15 protein-coding genes are annotated in these 19,511 nt (G+C 41.2%); 10 read left to right on the top strand and 5 right to left on the bottom strand.

The window, feature by feature from the left end:
• Positions 1 to 2: 2 nt before the first annotated feature.
• Complete coding sequence (locus HHL16_RS21805; protein ID WP_169427454.1) at positions 3 to 791, bottom strand: hypothetical protein; 789 nt, start codon at positions 789 to 791, stop codon at positions 3 to 5.
• Between the two features lie 274 nt (positions 792 to 1,065).
• On the opposite strand from HHL16_RS21805, the gene HHL16_RS21800 reads away from it, so the two are divergent.
• The gene (locus HHL16_RS21800) at positions 1,066 to 2,676 is read left to right on the top strand and encodes an FMN-binding glutamate synthase family protein (protein ID WP_169427453.1); all 1,611 of its coding nucleotides are present in this window, start codon (positions 1,066 to 1,068) and stop codon (positions 2,674 to 2,676) included.
• Positions 2,677 to 2,787: 111 nt separating this feature from the next.
• Here HHL16_RS21800 and HHL16_RS21795 read toward each other — a convergent pair whose 3' ends face one another.
• Positions 2,788 to 3,381, bottom strand: coding sequence for a TetR/AcrR family transcriptional regulator (locus HHL16_RS21795; RefSeq protein ID WP_169427452.1), 594 nt, complete (start codon positions 3,379 to 3,381; stop codon positions 2,788 to 2,790).
• A gap of 59 nt (positions 3,382 to 3,440) precedes the next feature.
• Here HHL16_RS21795 and HHL16_RS21790 point away from each other — a divergent pair, with 59 nt between their 5' ends.
• A complete protein-coding gene (locus tag HHL16_RS21790; protein WP_169427451.1) occupies positions 3,441 to 4,370 on the top strand; it encodes an alpha/beta hydrolase in 930 nt (309 codons plus the stop codon).
• 115 nt (positions 4,371 to 4,485) lie between these two features.
• Positions 4,486 to 5,358 carry an alpha/beta hydrolase gene (locus tag HHL16_RS21785; RefSeq protein ID WP_169427450.1) on the top strand — a complete coding sequence of 291 codons (873 nt, stop codon included), beginning with the start codon at positions 4,486 to 4,488 and terminating at the stop codon, positions 5,356 to 5,358.
• 125 nt (positions 5,359 to 5,483) lie between these two features.
• On the opposite strand, the gene HHL16_RS21780 is transcribed toward HHL16_RS21785, so the two are convergent.
• On the bottom strand, positions 5,484 to 6,296 hold the full coding sequence (locus HHL16_RS21780; protein ID WP_169427449.1) for an AraC family transcriptional regulator: 813 nt from the start codon (positions 6,294 to 6,296) through the stop codon (positions 5,484 to 5,486).
• Positions 6,297 to 6,412: 116 nt separating this feature from the next.
• Between HHL16_RS21780 and HHL16_RS21775 the strand changes: the two genes are divergently transcribed.
• Positions 6,413 to 7,468, top strand: coding sequence for an SDR family oxidoreductase (locus tag HHL16_RS21775; protein WP_169427448.1), 1,056 nt, complete (start codon positions 6,413 to 6,415; stop codon positions 7,466 to 7,468).
• A 132-nt stretch (positions 7,469 to 7,600) separates the two neighbouring features.
• Here HHL16_RS21775 and HHL16_RS21770 read toward each other — a convergent pair whose 3' ends face one another.
• Together HHL16_RS21770 and HHL16_RS21765 are read right to left on the bottom strand one after the other, a co-directional pair.
• Entirely contained in the window at positions 7,601 to 8,929 is a 1,329-nt protein-coding gene (locus tag HHL16_RS21770; protein WP_206022534.1) for a S41 family peptidase, read from the bottom strand.
• A gap of 1,192 nt (positions 8,930 to 10,121) precedes the next feature.
• Positions 10,122 to 10,286: a hypothetical protein gene (locus HHL16_RS21765; RefSeq protein WP_169427446.1), complete on the bottom strand. Its 165-nt coding sequence runs from the start codon at positions 10,284 to 10,286 to the stop codon at positions 10,122 to 10,124.
• 676 nt (positions 10,287 to 10,962) lie between these two features.
• Between HHL16_RS21765 and HHL16_RS21760 the strand changes: the two genes are divergently transcribed.
• The 6 genes from HHL16_RS21760 to HHL16_RS21735 are packed head-to-tail and all read left to right on the top strand — an operon-like array spanning position 10,963 to position 19,511.
• Positions 10,963 to 11,256 carry a helix-turn-helix transcriptional regulator gene (locus tag HHL16_RS21760; protein WP_083727442.1) on the top strand — a complete coding sequence of 98 codons (294 nt, stop codon included), beginning with the start codon at positions 10,963 to 10,965 and terminating at the stop codon, positions 11,254 to 11,256.
• The gene (locus tag HHL16_RS21755) at positions 11,253 to 13,244 is read left to right on the top strand and encodes a class I SAM-dependent DNA methyltransferase (protein ID WP_169427445.1); all 1,992 of its coding nucleotides are present in this window, start codon (positions 11,253 to 11,255) and stop codon (positions 13,242 to 13,244) included. The genes HHL16_RS21760 and HHL16_RS21755 overlap by 4 nt, the downstream gene beginning before the upstream one ends.
• A gap of 3 nt (positions 13,245 to 13,247) precedes the next feature.
• Positions 13,248 to 14,513 carry an AAA family ATPase gene (locus HHL16_RS21750; RefSeq protein WP_169427444.1) on the top strand — a complete coding sequence of 422 codons (1,266 nt, stop codon included), beginning with the start codon at positions 13,248 to 13,250 and terminating at the stop codon, positions 14,511 to 14,513.
• Positions 14,510 to 15,277, top strand: a complete 768-nt coding sequence (locus HHL16_RS21745) for an HNH endonuclease signature motif containing protein (RefSeq protein WP_169427443.1) — start codon at positions 14,510 to 14,512, stop codon at positions 15,275 to 15,277. The genes HHL16_RS21750 and HHL16_RS21745 overlap by 4 nt, the downstream gene beginning before the upstream one ends.
• Positions 15,278 to 15,284: 7 nt before the next feature.
• Positions 15,285 to 16,520: a restriction endonuclease subunit S gene (locus HHL16_RS24880; RefSeq protein WP_206022533.1), complete on the top strand. Its 1,236-nt coding sequence runs from the start codon at positions 15,285 to 15,287 to the stop codon at positions 16,518 to 16,520.
• 3 nt (positions 16,521 to 16,523) lie between these two features.
• Complete coding sequence (locus HHL16_RS21735; protein ID WP_169427442.1) at positions 16,524 to 19,511, top strand: type I restriction endonuclease; 2,988 nt, start codon at positions 16,524 to 16,526, stop codon at positions 19,509 to 19,511.

The following is a 19,511-nucleotide window of genomic DNA, read 5'->3' as shown; positions in this document are numbered from 1 at the left end:
GCTTATTGGAACATGGCCGTTATATCATCCTGAATCATAAAAATATCTTTAACAGTATACAATCCGATTGATTCACTGAGGTGACTATTTGAAGGTTTTGTTTCAATACATGCGCTGATCAGCTGAACCTGATTGGCCAGGTCTGGCAGGAATTTCAGCCCGCATATTGAAAAGTTAGCAACTCTTTCAAGTCCATCATTGAACTTCTGCCCTTTTGCCTGCAGTCTTTCAAGTTCTGCCAGTGTGGGCACATGGTCAAAAATCCCATCATAAAATTCTATGACCGTACTTTCATTAGGAGCCGAAAGCCGGTGAATATAAGCCGCATAATATCGGTTATCCAGCTGAATGGAAATAACATCTTTGGGCCGGTAAAAAGTGATGTTTTCAGGAACTGTAGGTTTCCGCTTTAGTTTTACTGGTTCGGCTGTCAGGAATTTTTTTATTTCCTCAGACTTCCTGAAAAAGTCGTCGTCCAAAACAACATCAGCATTCAGATCATCAATTGCCTGGAGTGATTCGGCAGTGATGTTATTGTCAGTGAAGCCATATTTATGCAGTAAAACGGCTAATGCAAGTACTGTTTTCTTTTTGTAGTGTACCGAAACAGTATCGCCGGCTTTTAAAACACAATTCCAGCGAAGTAAAAGTTTTGTAAGGATATATGAAGCCTGTTTGCTATCGTCCTTATGAAAACACATGGCAGTGTATACCAGTCTTGCCAGATCCTCGTCAATAGATTGAACCAGATGTCTGGCTGCAAGCTTGTCAATTATTTGTTGATGGGTCATCGTGTATGCTTAAGCTAAGTATATTTAACACTAAGGTTATACAAGCCCGCTAAACTACGTTTATAAATCCAGACAAACTGCATTACTGTCTTTCCATAACCCCGGCAAGCTTGCAAAGAATAAAAAATGCTATTTTCGCGTGCAAGATTACCCTGAAGTTCTCCCAACATATACTGCAGATTATAGCCCATAGCAGCGCCTTTTCCAGCAACAGAAAAAGAACTCAGCTGGAAAAACGTACATTTTTAGATTAGTTGAAACAAAAAATATCACTATGAGACGGAGTTTCATCCTCACTTCTACATTGCTTATTGTTGTTACCCTTGCTCTTGCCATGTACCTGAATCCCAATTGGTATGTTGTTCTGTCCATTGTAATTATCCTTACCTGTATTGGATATTACGATATGCTGCAAACCAAACATTCCATTATGCGGATCTATCCGGTTTTTGGCAGACTGAGGTTTTTAATGGAAGAGCTCCGTCCAAAAATTTATCAGTATTTCATCGAGTCTGATATCGATGGCAGACCGATCAACAGAATAGATCGTTCCACTATTTATCAGCGTGCGAAAAAGGAAAACGACACCATGCCTTTCGGTACGCAGCTGGATGTATATTCAGAAGGATACGAATGGATGTGCCATTCCATGGCTCCAAAAGATTTCAATCTGCTCGATCACAATCCCAGAGTTATGATCGGCAATAAAGACTGCACGCAGCCTTACTCGTGCAGCATCTATAATATTTCGGCCATGAGTTATGGAGCGCTTAGCTCCAATGCAGTTGAAGCCATGAATGCCGGCGCCAAAATCGGAGGATTTGCCCATAACACGGGAGAAGGTGGCCTGAGTCCTTTTCACCTGAAACATGGTGGAGATGTGATCTGGCAGATCGGTACCGGATATTTCGGATGCAGAACTGCCGATGGCAATTTCAGTGAAGAACTGTTCCGTGAAAAAGCGCAATTGCCTCAGGTGAAAATGATCGAATTAAAGATGTCTCAGGGAGCCAAGCCCGGCCATGGCGGTATCCTCCCTGCTTCCAAGAACACGCCTGAAATTGCTGCCATCAGAAATATAGAACCGCATACTGTGGTAGCATCCCCACCCTTCCACAAAGCATTTGGCACTCCAAGGGGAATGATGCTCTTCATTCAGAAACTCAGAGAGCTTTCAGGTGGCAAACCAATCGGATTCAAATTATGTATCGGCCATAAAAGTGAATTCATCGGCATCTGTAAAGCGATGATGGAACTGGACATTTATCCCGACTTCATCACCATCGACGGAGCTGAAGGCGGCACTGGTGCTGCACCACAGGAATTCTCCAACTATGTGGGTGCACCCTTGCTCGACGGATTGGATTTCGTGCACAATATCCTCAATGGCCTGAATATCCGCAGACATATCAAAATAATGGCATCCGGAAAGATCGTCACCGGCTTCCATATCATACGCGCCATGGCACTGGGAGCCGATGCCTGCTATTCTGCGAGAGCCATGATGATGGCCGTAGGATGTATCCAGGCTCTGCAATGCAATACCAATAAATGCCCTGTAGGCGTAGCCACACAAGATCCAAGATTAACTGTAGGATTGGTTGTGGAAGATAAAAAAACCAGGATCGCCAATTTTCACAAGAATACCATTGAAAGCGTTGTAGAATTGTTAGGTGCATCGGGGCTCGAAAGAAAAGAAAATATTACCCGTTCGCATATTTACAGAAGGATTTCATTTCAATCGATGTCCACTTATGAAGAGATCTTCCCTTCCTATGAAACCGGTTCTTTTCTGAATGAAATTCCAGAAAGATATAAATCGGATTTCAGGCATGCGAACCCCGATCATTGGGGATTCTCCAATATCGGAAGCTGGAGTAATTAGAAATAATAAATCCGAACAAACCAGGGCCTTCAAAGAATATTTGAAGGCTTTGGTCATAATTGGATCAGGTGGAAGGCTTTTCGATCTTTTACCAGATCGCAGCAGACCAGCTCATTTCTTTCTTTGAAAGCCAGCCACTACCATGCTGAACAGACTCTTCAAATTCTTTTTTGTGATTTCAAACATTTCATGGGTGTACACATTTTCCTTTTCAAAATGAAACCTGATCAATGCATTCAAAGGTCCGAAAGCAAGCGACCAGAATAGTTCTGGCTCCATCCCCCTTATCTCCTTTTTATTAATTGCATTCCGTGCAAACTTCTCCACCGACTGGTTGAATGAAGACACTTCAATATCAGCGCTATTGACAAGGTGTGAATTGCGAAAAAGATCGAAGAACAAAAAATAAGAAGGCTTTGCAAGCGCAAACGCAACATAGTTTTCCCAAAGTGTCCATAAGCCTTTTTCAAATGACGCATCGGCAGCAAAACCTTTAAGCATATGATCTGAAAAATCTGTTTGTACATAATTGAAAATCCTGCTTAATAGTTCTTCTTTGTTCTTATAGTAAATGTAGATCGCCGCTACAGAAAACCCGGATACTTTGGCAAGCTTATTCATGCTAAAACCATCAAACCCCTCCTTTGCAATCATATGGATGGCTTGTTCCCGAATAGTTATCTCCGTTGAGCCTGCTTTTGTCATAAGATGGTTAAATTAATTTCAACGTACCCAAGTTAATGAATATTCATTAACTTGGTTTCATGTCTGTCCTAAAAAAATTCCGAACAGGTTTTGTAACAGTTTCTGATGGGACTACTATTGGTTACCGGATCATTGGTAACGGTCCGGCACTTATTTTACTGCATGGCGGACTTCAGTCTTCCCTGAATTTCACAACGCTTGCGACATTGCTTTCAACCGATTTTACGGTATATGTTCCAGACCGGCGTGGAAGAGGTTTAAGCAGCCCTTACCAGGAAAAGGACAATCTGTTGACGGAAGCAGAAGACCTGCTAACATTAATAAACACAATAGACGCCAAACAAATTTTTGCATTGAGCAGCGGAGCCATCATTACGCTGCAAGCAGCATTAATGGGACAATCCCTGCAAAAGATTGCGCTGTACGAACCACCCATTCAGGTGGATAATAAACTCCTGCGAAAAGCTGATATTGAGCTGTTGAAAAAAACACAGGTCGATTATACAAACGCTATGCGTACAGGAAATGCAGGGAAAGCGTTTGTGACAATACTCAAAGGCACCGGTGATCCCGGAGACAAATCACTGTTTACTATTCTGCCAGCTTTTATTATCAGTCCCCTGCTCAATTTCATGATAAAAAAACAAGAGAAGAAAAAGGATGAAACTGAATTGCCATTAGCGGAACTGGTTCCTACTTTTCGGTACGACAGCAGAGTGGTCAGCGAATCTTTGCCGCTGATTGAAAAGTCAAGAACTATCAAAGCAGAAGTGTTATTGCTGGGTGGCACCAGGAGCCATCATTATTTGTCCGTTGCATTAGACTGTCTGGAAAGGTCTATTCCGCATGTTAAGCGCATCCAATTTGAAAAACTGGGTCATTGTGCAGCTGACAACAGTGGAAGTCCAATGATAGTCGCAGAAACACTTCGAAAATTCTTTCTGGGAAAAGGCTCAGCGAATGAACCGGCAAATCGAACAAAATTGTGAGTTTTCATAAGAGTATTGGCATGATTTACCCCCAATTTGTCGTTTTTATACCACTTAGAATAATAGTCAGCTGCTGATCTTTGCATTATCACCAACAATCAAACCTAACTGGTTTATGAAAAAAATAATAAAACCACGATATTTAAATATTCTATTCCTAATCGCAATTATCATTACTATGGTTCCTACTTCCAATGCTCAACAAATTAAACCTACCAGCAGTGGCTACGCACCAGCAAATGGCACCAAAGTTTATTACGAAGTATATGGCGACGGCGAGCCAATAGTTTTGTTGCATGGTGCGTACTATACCATCGCGATGAACTGGGGAGAATTGATACCGGAACTGGCAAAAACAAGAAAAGTAATTGCGCTGGAATTGCAAGGTCATGGGCATACACCTTATTCAGAAAGGGCATTATCACGGGCAACTTTAGCCAGCGATGTGGAGCAGGTAATGGATCATCTGAAAATTGACAGTGCAGATATAGTGGGCTATAGTTTCGGTGGTCAGATTGCCTATCAGTTTGCGATACAAAGTCCTAAGCGATTGAAAAAGCTGGTGATTATCTCTTCTGTTCATAAAAGTGAAGGTTGGGTACCGGAAGTAAGAGGCGCCTTCAAAAATATGAAGCCTGAGTTTTTTGCCAACTCTCCCCTGCAAGCGGCTTATGATGCAGTAGCGCCTGATAAAACAAAATGGAATAAATTCCTCGAACAGATGATTGCCTCAGCCGGAGAGCCATTTAATTTGGGGGATGACAATATCGCAAAAATCACAGCACCTGTATTAATCATATCAGGAGACAATGATGGTATGGATAAAATCGAACTGGCAAAAACATACAAGTTGCTGGGAGGTGGAATTTCTGCAGGTTTTCAACCAATGCCAAAATCACATCTGGCCATTGTTCCCAATGAAAGCCATGTTAGCCTGATGAAGCAAACCAAAAAGATATTTGAATACCTGGATAATTTCTTACAGTAAACAAGCCATCGGATTCAGGCTCCGAAGGCTTTTGTCTTTTCGGCGGAAGGTGCAATTAACTGCTATGCTGCCTGATTTTAAGGTGCGCATCAGTATGATGTGCACTCTCTGTTTCAGGTCTTTGGTTAATTACTTTTGCCTGCATTGACCTTATCCTTTTTCAGCAGTTTGCTTACATGGCTTTCGTCTGTAAGCCCAAACTCAGCAGCGATCTGTTTGAGACTGTACGCGCCGTTATTGAGTCTTTTTTTGATCAGTGTATTTCGATATCCCCGCACATAATCCCGCAGGGTAATACCTGCATGTTTTCTGAAATAACGACCGATATAATCTTCGGTTGTATTGAACTGTTTTGCCAGCTCTGACGCCCGCAACCTGGCTGGGTCATAAATGTGTTTATGAATAAAACAGAATATCGCCTGCATATTCTTTGACTGCCCATTCATATCAGTGATCTCAGGCAGGTTTCTTTGCAGTATCCCCGCAACAGCAATCAACTGCAGCCAGATCAAAGGCTCATTACCCGCAGTATCGTACTTCAGAGAAATGATCACTTTAAAAAGATTGTTGAGAATTTTCTGGTCCTGCGAAGAAAATTGAAATCCTGACAAATGCAGGTCCCGTCTTTTGATCAGGTACTCCAAAGATTGTATTCCCCGATAAAAATGAGCATCCTGCTGATGCAGAAACTCATCAGTGAATTTTACATATACGAATCGCGTTGACTGATGAATATCGAAATAATGTTCGTCATCCGGACCAACAAAGAAAACATTTCCTGCACTGTATGGGATCTCAGACTGATTCACATGATGAACACCACGCCCTTTGCTGATGTAAATGATCTCATAATGATTATGCCTGTGCAAAGGATGCAGCCACTCCTCCGATTCAAAATCAGCAATCAGTACCGGTTCGAATTGCCTGTATTGTTTCATAACGTAATTGTACAATTTTTAGACCGATTTATACAAACGCTGTAAACGGGGTTTTGTTCAATTTTACATCGGAAACATGGCCGCCGTATTCCGGTAAAACAAAAAAGAACAAACAGATGAAAACAAAATACACAGCATTGGTTGTAGGAGCCAATGGCGTAATCGCGAGCAGTCTCATCGATCATTTGCTTACGCTTGAGGACTGGCAGGTAATTGGCCTCTCACGCAAAGGCGGACAAAACAAGGAAAGACTTCAGTACATAAGTGTGGATCTTCTGAACCGGGAGAATACCGAACAGCAATTGAAACATCTTACAGACGTTACACATATCTTTTATGCAGCTTTTCAGGACAGACCAACATGGGCAGAACTGGTGGCTCCCAATCTTGCGATGCTGGTGAATGTTGTGTCGGCAGTTGAACCCATTGCTCATGGACTGCAGCATATCAGCCTGATGCAGGGATATAAAGTGTATGGAGCCCATCTTGGCCCTTTCAAAACACCCGCGCGCGAAACAGATGCAGCACATATGCCTCCTGAGTTCAATGTTGATCAGCAGCAATTTCTGGAACAACAGCAAAAAGGGAAACAATGGACCTGGTCTGCGATCAGGCCTTCAGTTGTAGGAGGAACAGCATTAGGCAACCCGATGAACCTGGCAATGGTGATTGCCGTTTATGCCAGTATCTCCAAAGAACTGGGACTTCCATTACGTTTTCCCGGTAAACCCGGAGCATATAACAAACTGCTGGAAATGACTGATGCCGGGCTTCTCGCCAAAGCCACCGTATGGGCGGCTACAGATCCACGTTGTGCCAACCAGGCATTCAATATCACCAATGGAGATCTTTTCAGGTGGGAAGAATTATGGCCCAAACTGGCTTCCTGGTTCGACCTGGAAACTGCTCCTCCATTGCCAATGCAGTTGCAGGTTATTATGGCAGATAAAGCCGAATTATGGAAATCAATGCAGGAAAAATACGGACTTGAAAAACACAGCTATGATGCTGTTTCTTCATGGGGATTCGGAGACGTGGTGTTCAGTTGGGACTATGATATGTTTGGGGATAGCAGCAAGTCGAGACGATTCGGATTTCATGAATACATCGAGACGGAGACCATGTTTTATAATTTGTTTGAGGAGATGCGGCAAAAAAAGATAATTCCGTAAATGTATTTCCAGAGAAGGGTCATGGGCATAGTCCAAAAACAATCAGAATATTCGGCACAAAAAAAGCCTTCAAATCCAAGATTGAAGGCTTTTGCTTTTCAGCAGGGAAAGTGAGTCGGGATTCTCCTGAGACTATTTATTGTTCAGTACTTCATTGGCAAATTTCACCCATCCATTGCGTTCAATAGTCCCATCAATATAATAATCGGGTTGAAGGCCAATGTCGTCTATTGCCATTCCCGGTATGCGATAGCTCCTGGACAGTCCATAGAAAAGCTCAAATTTCCCACAGGGAAAAGCCAGGGTATGTACATGGGAAATATCGAGCATACCGTATGTTGTTACTCCAAACAATTTTACTTTTTTACTCTGCTTTGCAGCAAGCAGAAACTGTTCGGTTGTACTGCCATTCTTTTCATTGATGAGGATACCCACTTGCTGTGGATAGGTATAGACACTGTCTCTCTTGTAAATTTCAACCTTTTGATCAGAAAGGCTGACAAATTTTCCCAAAGACTGCTCCAGCTTTTCGTAATATTTTTTTAGCTGCTTTCTGGAATCCTCATCAAACTCCGTGTTGTTCGATAAATCCAGCATCCGTTGATTATTCAGCTTTGTAGAAAGAAAATCTACACCCACAGACCGAATAGGATTGGTGTAGAGGAATGGAAGGATCTCTTCGAAGCTTTCGTCGCTGCCACCAGGGTTGTTTCGCAGATCGATGATCAGATTAGGCGTTGCCAGAATTGTTGCCCTGTTTACTCTGATGACGCTATCGATGTATTTTTTCTCTGTAATTTCAAAGAAGGGAATGCGGAGGATAAGAGTGGTTGCATTCAGTTTTTCGAGAAACGGTTTAGAGCTTCTCAATAGCTTTAGATCGAGTTCTGTTTCAGCATCATTCTTTAATACCGGATATGTTCTCTTCAACGAAAAATTGCCTAGCTGCAAATCATTCTTACCTTCCAGTTTAAGTCCCGATTTAGCAAATTTCACTTCTGTTTTGTTTCTGGTGTAGTAGGCACCTCCATCGTCGTTGAATTTCGCTTTAACCTCACCGGCTTTCCAATTTTCGGCAGTGGTCTCTATGATAAAACCTACATAGTGATCGCCTGTTTTTTTGATTCCGATTTTATAGGGCTCAGACAACCAGATCCCTTCATACCCCGGGTCTTTCTTATCGGTCAGGTATTTTTCAAACTCCCTGGTATCCACTTTAATTGTCTCCGATTTCCCGACAACTGCTCCGGTTACTGTATCCTTTGCTATGTAATCCACCCCAATATGGCCTTGTCTGAAGAATCTCATCCATCGATCCAATACAATGGCACATTCCTTATCACTGGTGATCTTCTTTACCTTTTTAAGGTAAGCGCTGTTGTGCATTTCGTAAGCATCTTTTCCTTTTTTGGACAAGATATAGGTAAAGCCTGCATCATTATCCTCAAAAGTCTTCTTCATCCAAAGAAAACTGGATTCGCAATTACAATCCTGGGCAAACACTCCATTCGCGGCAAACAGAGCCAGCAATAACACATAATATTTCAACATTCGATCAGGTATTTTGAAAAAAGCGCAATAAATAAATGGTCTTTTACTAATTCAATAAAGACCCTTACCAAAGCAAAATGCTGTTTGATCTATTTTCTCTGCATAAGCAATCCAAAATATTTCAAACACAAAAAAGCCTTCAAATCTATGACTTGAAGGCTTTTGCTTTTCAGCGGAGAGAGAGGGAGTTGAACCTACTCTCTAATTTAGTTTATTATCAAAGATTTAGACTCACTGTTACTGGCCGGTGCACCGAATTTGCCACCTCTGTGACAATAGACGAAATTACATCTTTTCCAAGAATAAAATTCAAAGTACTGTTCTCCCGGCCCCTGTAATAATCTCTTTACATTACATTTACTAACCATATCTTTTATGAGAACTGGTTCATGTAGATAGGTTCTGTTTAACATATGAATCAATGGATGCACTTGAAGCGATCAATGTAGAGTTTACCTTTATTCCTAATTTTCATAAACTACATGAGAAAAAGCTAAAGAATTAAACCCGCTTTAACCTGTATTTCTCAAGGGCTTCTAACAAAGTTTTTATCTCTTATCATGATGTTGTTATGGATAGTAATGCAGACTCTTTCGATCTTGAACAGCACCGGTCTTATACATACCATTTCTATTTTCACGACGGACTGTTCGCTTATATTGAGCATATCCGTGATTTTGTGGAAAAGGTGGCAGATTACCTAGGTACAAGAGTTAAATGCCATCCGTAACATCTTTGTTTACGCTGATGGTTATGCTCCCTTGGTAAATGTCGCGGTTTCCCGGTACGTCGCGCCAATGTTACATGGAATATGCGGATGGCAAAATAACCATAGAACAGATCAACGAATCTGGAAATGATTTCGAAGTTGTTCGTCAATTATCTGCTGAAGAAGCTGATAAGTTGCGTACCGCCTTAGGGCTACTTCCTTTCCATGCCTGACTTATTCATGCTTCAGAATAAAAGTATCAGGTATTCTTCAGTTTCATTAATATAAGGCCCCCAACAGGTTTTATCTTGTAAAAAGTCGTCGTCTTTAGAAATGAGGGATTTTCTTGAATTTTCTTACTAAGAAGTAAGTGCGGTAGATGGGAATCAAACATTAACGAATGATATATGCATAAGCTGAATTACGCTTAGCAGATAACTCTGATGCAGACAATTGTCTGAACTTTAATGGTGTACTTTGTTTCACTGTTGCAGTGCCAACAAGTTTTTTAGTCGCCAGAACCCTTTTGCGACCTTTTACTTGGGTATTCTTTTTCATACTACAATTTAAGAGTTTTTCTCATAACCGGTATCTGATGTTATCATTATCATCCAGCCGTTTTGGGCGTCCAACTTCGATTACCTTTCGCGCCAAATTTCTCCCGCATTATCTTCATATCCTCACTCACCTTCCTGCCCAGAATTTGTATCCCTTCAACCACGTACATCTTTTAAATGCACTTCTCGGATTATGGAACATGTAGATTGCTGGAACGCATCATTTGTGAGGAAAGAGAATTTCAAACCCCGTTGGAGATAGTCCGGGTATTGGTGAAACATGCCAGTAAGGTATTTTCCGAACTACTCCAAGATACACCAATGCCTAAGCGTAAAAACCAAAAGGAAAGGTTTCTGGATGCCCTACTTGCCAGCTTCAACAGGTAGGAGTACCTAAGAAATTGCCGCCTCTATGTCCAAACTCGATAAAACAGCCGAAGGTTACATTACCGACTCCTGCAAACGGGAGGCTGATTCATAGAGAAAAGCAAGAGCATTACCTGAATCCCAACGCTAAGGAAACTCAGGATCTAAGAGAAGGTAAGAGGTAACCGCACTCAGCTTCCTCCGCTTGCTTAAAATAGTGAAAACCAGACGTTTGGGATTATTTTCTTTTTGTTGTCAGGAATTTCTTTTTTGCCTATATTAGCCAAATATTGACAAGTCAAAAAAAGACAATGGAAAGCCAGTTTGGTAATAGGGTTAGAGCCTTGAGGGAAAAGCAGAAACTGTATTTGCGGCAGGTTGCCCCCTTACTTGAGATGGATACCGCCCAGCTTAGTAAAATTGAAAAAGGGCAACGCCATTTGAAGAAGGAGCAGATCCCTTTGCTTGCCGAAATCCTGAAAGCTGATAAGGATGAACTCATTACCCTTTGGCTTGCAGACCAGGTTTTTGATGTTATCAAAGATGAAAACATGGCTGATGAGGCTTTAAAATCCGTTTCACGAAAGATTAAAAAGAAGAAATGAACCATATCCAACATAATCAAATTGTCAATTTCATTTGGGGTATTGCCGATGATGTGCTTCGAGATGTTTATACACGAGGCAAATACAGAGATATAATACTTCCATTCACGGTATTACGCAGGTTAGATGCTTTGCTGGAGCCTTCAAAAGACAAGGTGATTGAAATGCATGAGCAACTCAATAAGTTGAAAATCGAAAATCAGTCACCACAGCTAAGAAAGGTATCAGGATACGTTTTTTACAACACTTCTAAATACACTTTCAAGAAGTTACTGAATGACCCTGCAAACATTCGGCAGAACCTTGAAAATTATCTGGATGGCTTTAGTTCAGATGTGCAGGACATCATTAGCAAATTCAAATTGCGTAATCAGTTGGATACGCTTGAAGAAGGCAATATCACGTTCCCATTGATTGAAAAATTCTGTTCTTCTCAAATCAACCTTAGTCCGGTAGCGGTGAAAGATAAGGATGGAAACATTGTGCATGAAGGATTGAGTAATCTGGGAATGGGCTATGTTTTTGAGGAGCTTATTCGCAAGTTCAATGAAGAAAACAACGAAGAAGCTGGTGAACACTTCACACCAAGGGAAATCATTAAGTTGATGACCCACCTCATTTTTGAACCCGTCAAAAACAAAATAAAGGAAGGTACTTATCTCATTTATGACCCTGCTTGTGGCAGTGGTGGTATGTTAACGGAAGCCGAACATTTTGCATTGGAAATAAATCCCAAAGCAACCTACCATTTATACGGTCAGGAAGTGAACCCTGAAACATTTGCCATCTGCAAAGCAGATATGCTCATTAAAGAGGAAGACCCTGAGAAGATTGCTTTTGGTTCTACTTTGTCAAATGATGGCTTTCCCAAGCTAAAGTTTGACTTTATGCTGTCCAATCCGCCTTATGGTAAAACATGGAAGGTTGACCAGGACAGCATTGTTGATTCAAAAACAAAAGAGATTCTTGATAGTCGCTTTAGTGTTGGTGTACCAAGAGTAAGTGATGGCCAGTTGCTGTTCTTGATGAACATGGTTTCCAAAATGAAGGTCGATAGTGAAATAGGCAGCCGTATTGCTTCTGTTCATAACGGTTCATCACTCTTTACAGGAGAAGCTGGTGGAGGTGAAAGCGAAATCAGAAAGTACATCATTGAAAACGATTTACTCGAAGCAATCATTCAGTTGCCCAATGATATGTTTTATAACACTGGCATCGCAACGTATATATGGGTGTTGAGTAACAAAAAAGAGGAAAGAAGAAAAGGTAAAGTTCAATTGATTGATGCCTCTAGCATCTACAGCAAAATGCGAAAGGGTTTAGGCAGCAAGTCAAATGAATTGACGGAAACCCATATCCAACAAATTGCAGATGCATTTAAAGATTTTCAACAGAACGAAATCAGCAGAAATTTTGAAAACGATGACTTTGCCTATTGGAGTATTACGGTAGAACGGCCTTTGCGTTTGGCATGGCAGCTAACAGAAGAAAAGCTATCTGCAATTGAGGATACTGATTACTATTTGCCGGTACTCAAAGCATTGCAAAAGCAGTTTGGCACTGCTGTTCAAAACGACTTCAATCAACTATTGTCTGCATTAGATACGCAGCTAAAGAAATTGTCATTGAAGTGGAAGCCAAAAGAGAAGAAAACTTTTTTAGATGCACTGTCATGGCGTGATGAAGAAGCCCAACCTGTTATCAAAAAGCAGGACAAAGACGAAGTAATTTATGAAGCCGACCCTGAATTACGGGATTACGAGAGTGTTCCTGTAAAGCAAAATGTGCAGGAGTATTTTGAAAAGGAAGTGTGGCCCTTTGTTCCCGATGCATGGATTGACCATTCAAAAACGGTTAAAGGCTATGAAGTGTCCTTTACCAAAATTTTCTATCGCTACCAACCATTGCGAAGTGTGGCTACCATCACCGAGGAGATAATGCAGCTGGAAAGAGAAACTGAAGGTTTATTAAACGATATAATAGCTTAAACGATGAATATAGAAAGCATCACCATACAAAACTTCAGGAATATTGGAAAGGAACGAACCTTTCTCCTGAATAGGCATTTTACAGCTTTTATCGGTATTAACGGTAAAGGTAAATCAACCATTCTCCATGCCTTACGGGTGGCGAGTGGTTCTTATTTTCTTGCTATTCCAGATGTTAAATCCCGGCATATTCAGAAGGATGAAATTAGGATGGATGAATCTGGTAAGTTGTTATTGCCTCAGTATCCTGTGAAAGTAGAAGCAAAGGCTTTTTTTCCTGGAATTAATGAGCCTGTTATATGGCGTAGGCAGTGGTTAGAGGGCAGTTCATCGTCAACTATTAGAAATTCCGATGTTGGTAACATCAAGGCGATAGCATCTTCCAAATATCAGAAAGTTACAAAAGATGGTGACGATACAGTGGGCTTGCCTATCATCGCATTTTATGGAATATCACGGGCTGTTGGTGCGGGACGTGTCACTAAGAAAAGTCGCATACAGCGTTTGGGTAAAATGCTATTCCGTGAAGGTTATCAAGATTGGGAGGAAATGAAAGCGGTAAAATTTCATTATCCGGAATGGCTTGCACGTTATGAAGTATTACTTAATCAGGAAAAGGAGTACCCTCGTACAAAAGAGGCTTTCTTCCATGCCGTGAAAACTGCAAATTCATTTATTACCCAAATGGAGTTTTACGATGGTGAGTTATGGGTAAAAGTAAAGATAGATGGGGATGAATCTAACATGCTTCCTTTAAGTCTGCACAGCGATGGTATTCACTATTTCACTGAAATGGTTGCAGAAATTGCCTATCGCTGTATAGTCCTGAACGGGCATCACAAAGAAAAAGCAGTTGAGGAAACAAGGGGTGTTGTTATGATTGATGAAATTGATCTCCATCTTCATCCTAAGTGGCAAAGGCATGTTGTTGCTGATTTAAAGAAAGCATTCCCAAATATTCAATTTGTCGTTACTACCCATTCTCCATTCATTGTTCAATCCTTAAAAAGTGATGAAATCTGGAATCTTGACAAATTAATGGATGTAGCTCCAGACGAGTTAAAGATTGATACCGTAGCAACCGAGATAATGGGCGTTTCAAGTGCTTACTCTGAATCTAACGAGGGCCTTTATAATAAAAGCAAAAAATTCATGGAAGACCTCGAATCAAATAAATCTGTGGATGAGCTTCAAAAAGAACTGGATGATATTTCAGACCCGGCAGTAAGAGCATTTCTTGAACTACAAAAAATTTCTAAAGGGAAATGAGGCCATTAAATAAAGGAAATACACCTACTGATGCAACAGGTAATGTAATTGCACCTACCGATTATAAAAATTGGCGTAAAGCATTAATTGAACGGATTGGCTATTATTGTGTGTATTGTAACCAACCGTTAAGTCATAGTCTGCAAGTGGAACATGTGGTTCCAAAGAATCCTCCTCCGGGTTACACTGCAGGCGATCCGATTGCATGGTCAAATATGCTGCTTGCTTGTGGCCCATGTAACAATGCAAAAAGTAATAACCCGGTAGATGCAAACATCTATTATCTGCCAGAAGAGCATAATACACATTTACCCTTTTCAATAGTGCTATCAATAAATCCGGATCATGCAATAGTAGCCGCTAAGGCAGTTCCGGACGTTCTTGCTGCTCAACAACAAAAAGCAGAGGACACCATTGACCTTCTTGAGTTGGATAACATTGATGAAAGGCCTGCTATTGTTGACATCCGAAGTTTAAAACGTAAGGCTGCAATGTTATCTGTCCAATCAGCCCGGCAGGTGTATGATATGGCTGTTGCTTCACCCACATATAATGCTAATGTAGTTGCTACAGATATAGCAAGAAGAGCAGCAGATAGCGGCTTTTTTAGCTTGTGGTACGAAGAGTTTATGAATGAGCCTTTGGTTATGGAAAGGCTAACTGATAATACAATTATCCAAGGTACGGCAACAAATTGTTTTGACCCTGCCAATGGTTATAAGCCCATTCCCCGTAACCCTGCAAATATCGCTGACCCCATTTAATTGAATAATGAGAGCATCATACCCTACATATAAATCAACTTCTATCCCCTGGCTGCCTGAAATGCCTGAGCATTGGGATGCATTAAAGGCTAAGCACATTTTTAAGGAACGTTCAGAGAAGGGCTATCCTAATGAACCCTTGTTGGCTGCCACACAAACAAAAGGTGTAGTAAGGAAAGAAGAATATGAGACCAGAACTGTTACGGCACAAAAAGATTTTCATTTGCTGAAACTGGTCAAAGAAGAAGATTTTGTTATCAGCTTACGTTCATTTCAGGGCGGCATTGAGTATGCTTATCACAGGGGTATTATTAGCCCGGCATACACCATTTTTTATGAAAAAAATAAAGTGCCAGTGAATAAGGCTTTTTACAGACACTTATTCAAATCACATCCTTTCATTAATTCATTGACTCTTTTTGTAACCGGCATCAGGGAAGGGCAGAATATTGACTATGCTGAGTTCAAAGATTCGTTATTGCCGTTCCCCCCACTGCCCGAACAAACCGCCATTGCCAACTACCTCGATGCCAAAACCGAACAAATCAACCGCTTTATTGAGAAAAAAGAAAAGCTGATTAAAAGCCTTAGGGAGAAGATTGATGTCATTGTTCAATCAATAGAGGGAGAACAATTAAACGATTCCAAATTTTGGCCTACAATACCTAAAACGTGGAAAGTTGAAAAGGCTAAACGGATTTTTATAGAGAGGAACATAAAGAATAAATCCTCAGAAGCACTATTGGCATCCACACAGGATCGAGGAGTTCTACCTAAAGACATGTGCTCTGAAAATTTTGTTTCACCAGCCGGTGATTTATCGGGCTTAAAACTTGTTTGTGAAAATGACTTTGTAATTAGCCTTCGTTCATTCCAAGGTGGTATTGAGTATTCACCGTATAGGGGGATTATTAGTCCTGCTTACACAATATTCAATTTAAGAGAACAATATGAATCGCCTTGGATGACTCAGTATTATAAATATTTATTTAAAACACCCCAGTTCATTTCGCTTTTGAATACAGCAATTACAGGAATTAGAGATGGTAAGAATGTTAATTGGGTGGACTTTGCTGAATTGCCAATACCAATTCCAACTGAAGATGATGTAAAGATGATGATGGAGGATTTTATCCGTTTTGAAGAGTTAGTCAAGGTGTTTGAAGTTGAAAAACAGAAGCTCAATGAATTTAAAAATAGCCTGATTGCTGAGGTAGTAACAGGTAAAATTAAAGTAGCATAATCTATGAGTACAGATACATCAGAAAAAGGGTTAGAAACCCTCATCGAAAAAAGCCTGGTAGAGGAGCAGGCGTTTCGTATTTCGTACCCAACGGATTACGACAGGGATTTATGCCTGAATAGAAAACTATTGTTTGAGTTTTTGCAAAGCACCCAACCCGATGCATGGGATACCATACAAAAGCGGGGCGAAGAAAAATTCCTGAAACGCCTTGCCGAGCAAATCAAACAACGGGGCATTATTGATGTGTTGCGTAAAGGCATTAAAGACCTCGACCTCAATGTATGGCTGTATTTCAAAAGCCCTGCCTCCACCCTCAATGCCAAAGCCACCAAACTGTATCAGTCCAATATATTTTCCATTACCCGTCAACTGCATTACAGCCTCAGCAACAACAATTCGCTGGACATGGCCTTGTTCATCAACGGCCTTCCTGTAATTACTTTTGAATTGAAAAACCCTTGGACAGGGCAGAATGTTAAACATGCCATTCGCCAATACCAAACCGACCGTGACCCTAAAGAGCCATTGTTTGCCTTTGGCCGTTGCATGGTTCATTTTGCTGTTGACCCCGATTTGGTGTACATGGCTACCGCCTTGTCGGGCTTCTCTACCTTTTTCCTCCCTTTCAACAAAGGCGTAAACAACGGTGCAGGCAATCCGGTTAATCCCAACGGGCTGAAAAGTGATTATTTATGGAAGGAGATACTCACCAAACACAGCCTGAGCAACATCATTGAAAACTACGCACAGATTGTAGAGGAAACGGATGAAGATACCGGCAAGGTTAAACGCAAACTGGTATTCCCCCGTTACCACCAGCTCAAAGTGGTGCAAAAGCTGTTGGCCGATTCAAAGGCAAACGGTGTTGGGCAGCGATACTTAATTCAGCATTCCGCAGGTTCTGGCAAATCCAATTCTATTACTTGGTTGGCCCATCAGTTGGTAAGCCTGCACGAAGCAGCCAATACACAACCTGTTTTTGACAGCGTAATTGTAGTAACCGACCGTAAAGTCCTGGACAAACAAATACGGGACAACATCAAACAGTTTGCACAAGTGGCCAAAGTGGTGGAAGCCATTGATAAAGGCAGCAAGCAGTTGAAACAGGCGTTGGAAGATGGCAAGAAAATTATCATTACCACCGTACAGAAATTTCCCTTTGTGATGGATGAAATTGGCGAATTGGCAGGAAAGCGTTTCGCCATCATTATAGATGAAGCACACAGCAGCCAAAGCGGAGAAACCGCATCCAAAATGAATTGGGTACTCAGCGACCGCAGCGAACCTTACGGTGATGAAGATAAAATTCCTGACGAAGAACCGGAAGATACCGAAGACCAGATAAACCAAATGATTCAGCAACGCAAGATGCTGAAGAATGCCAGCTACTTTGCTTTTACGGCTACACCCAAAAACAAAACACTGGAAACCTTTGGCCGCAAAGGCATATTGCCGGATGATACCGCAAGAGAACCCGGTAAGTTTTACCCATTCCACTTATACAGCATGAAACAGGCCATCGAGGAAGAATTTATTCTCGATGTGCTGAAAAACTATACCACCTACCAAAGCTATTACAAGCTCAATAAGGCAGTTGAAGAAAACCCGGAATTTGAAACCCATCAGGCACAAAAGAAGCTAAGGGCTTATGTGGAGAATCATGCCTTTTCCATTAGGGAAAAGTCGAAAGTAATGGTGGACCATTTCCACAGCGAAGTAAAAAAGCAGATTAAGGGTAAGGCAAAAGCGATGGTGGTAACCAAATCCATCAACAATGCCATTCAGTACTACAGGGCATTCAATACGTATCTCAAAGAAATTCATTCGCCATACAAAGCCATCGTTGCCTTCTCCGGTAAAAGAACCATTGATGGCGTGGAATATGATGAAGCCAAACTCAACGGTTTCCCAAGTGGAGATATTCCAAAGTTGTTCAAGAAAAATGAATATCGTTTCCTTATTGTGGCCAATAAATTCCAAACAGGTTTCGACCAGCCTTTACTGCATACCATGTATGTAGATAAGAAGCTAACCGATGTGCAGGCCGTTCAAACGCTTTCACGATTAAACAGGGCGTACAAGCCTGATAAGGAAGACACTTTTGTGCTTGATTTCTTCAACTCTGTAGATGACATTAAGGAATCGTTTGAGCCTTTCTACACCACAACAGTATTGAGTGAAGAAACCGATGCCAACAAGCTGAACGATTTGCAGGATGCGTTGGATAATGCACAGGTGTACAGCAAAGACGATGTGATCAACTTTACCGACCTGTATTTCAAAAATGCAGACCGTACTGAATTAGACCCCATTATAGACGGCTGTGTGCATCAGTTTAAAACAGAACTCAATCCCGATGCTCAGGTAGACTTTTATGTAAAGGCAAAATCCTTTAACCGAACCTACGCTTTCCTTTCAAAGATTTTATCCTTCAATAATCCTTATTGGGAAAGGCTGTATTGGTTTTTGAAATTCCTGATGCCAAAAATTAAGCAGCAGGAAAATGAGGATTTGGCAAAAGGCATACTGGAAGCCATAGACCTGGATAGTTACAGGCTAAGCAAAACAACAACCGACAACATCAAATTGCAGGGCGGTGAAGAATTAGACCCCACCCCGGCAATAATGAAAGGCAAGAAAGGCGATAATGAGTTTGATGAACTGGAGGCCATCATTAATGATTTCAATACCCGTTTTGGCATTGATAACTGGACAGATGATGACAAGGTAAAGCGGTTCCTATTTGAACAATTGCCTGCCGACTTAGCCAGAGACCAGGCAACGGTTAATGCAGTCATTAATTCAGATAAACAAAATGCAAAAATCACCTCTGATAAAAAGGTGGAAGACCTGATGCAGGATGTCATTTTCACCTATACCGATTTATACAAGAAGTTTACAGATGATGCCGATTTCAAAAGGCAATACCTCGATTTTGTGTTTGACAGAATCTGGAAACAAAACCACAATATTCAGCCAAATAAATAA

Origin of the sequence: Pseudoflavitalea sp. G-6-1-2, from assembly GCF_012927185.1 — a bacterium.
GTDB lineage: Bacteria > Bacteroidota > Bacteroidia > Chitinophagales > Chitinophagaceae > Pseudobacter.
The sequence above is the reverse complement of the archived record's forward strand: the minus strand, read 5'-3'. Positions and strand labels throughout refer to the sequence as shown.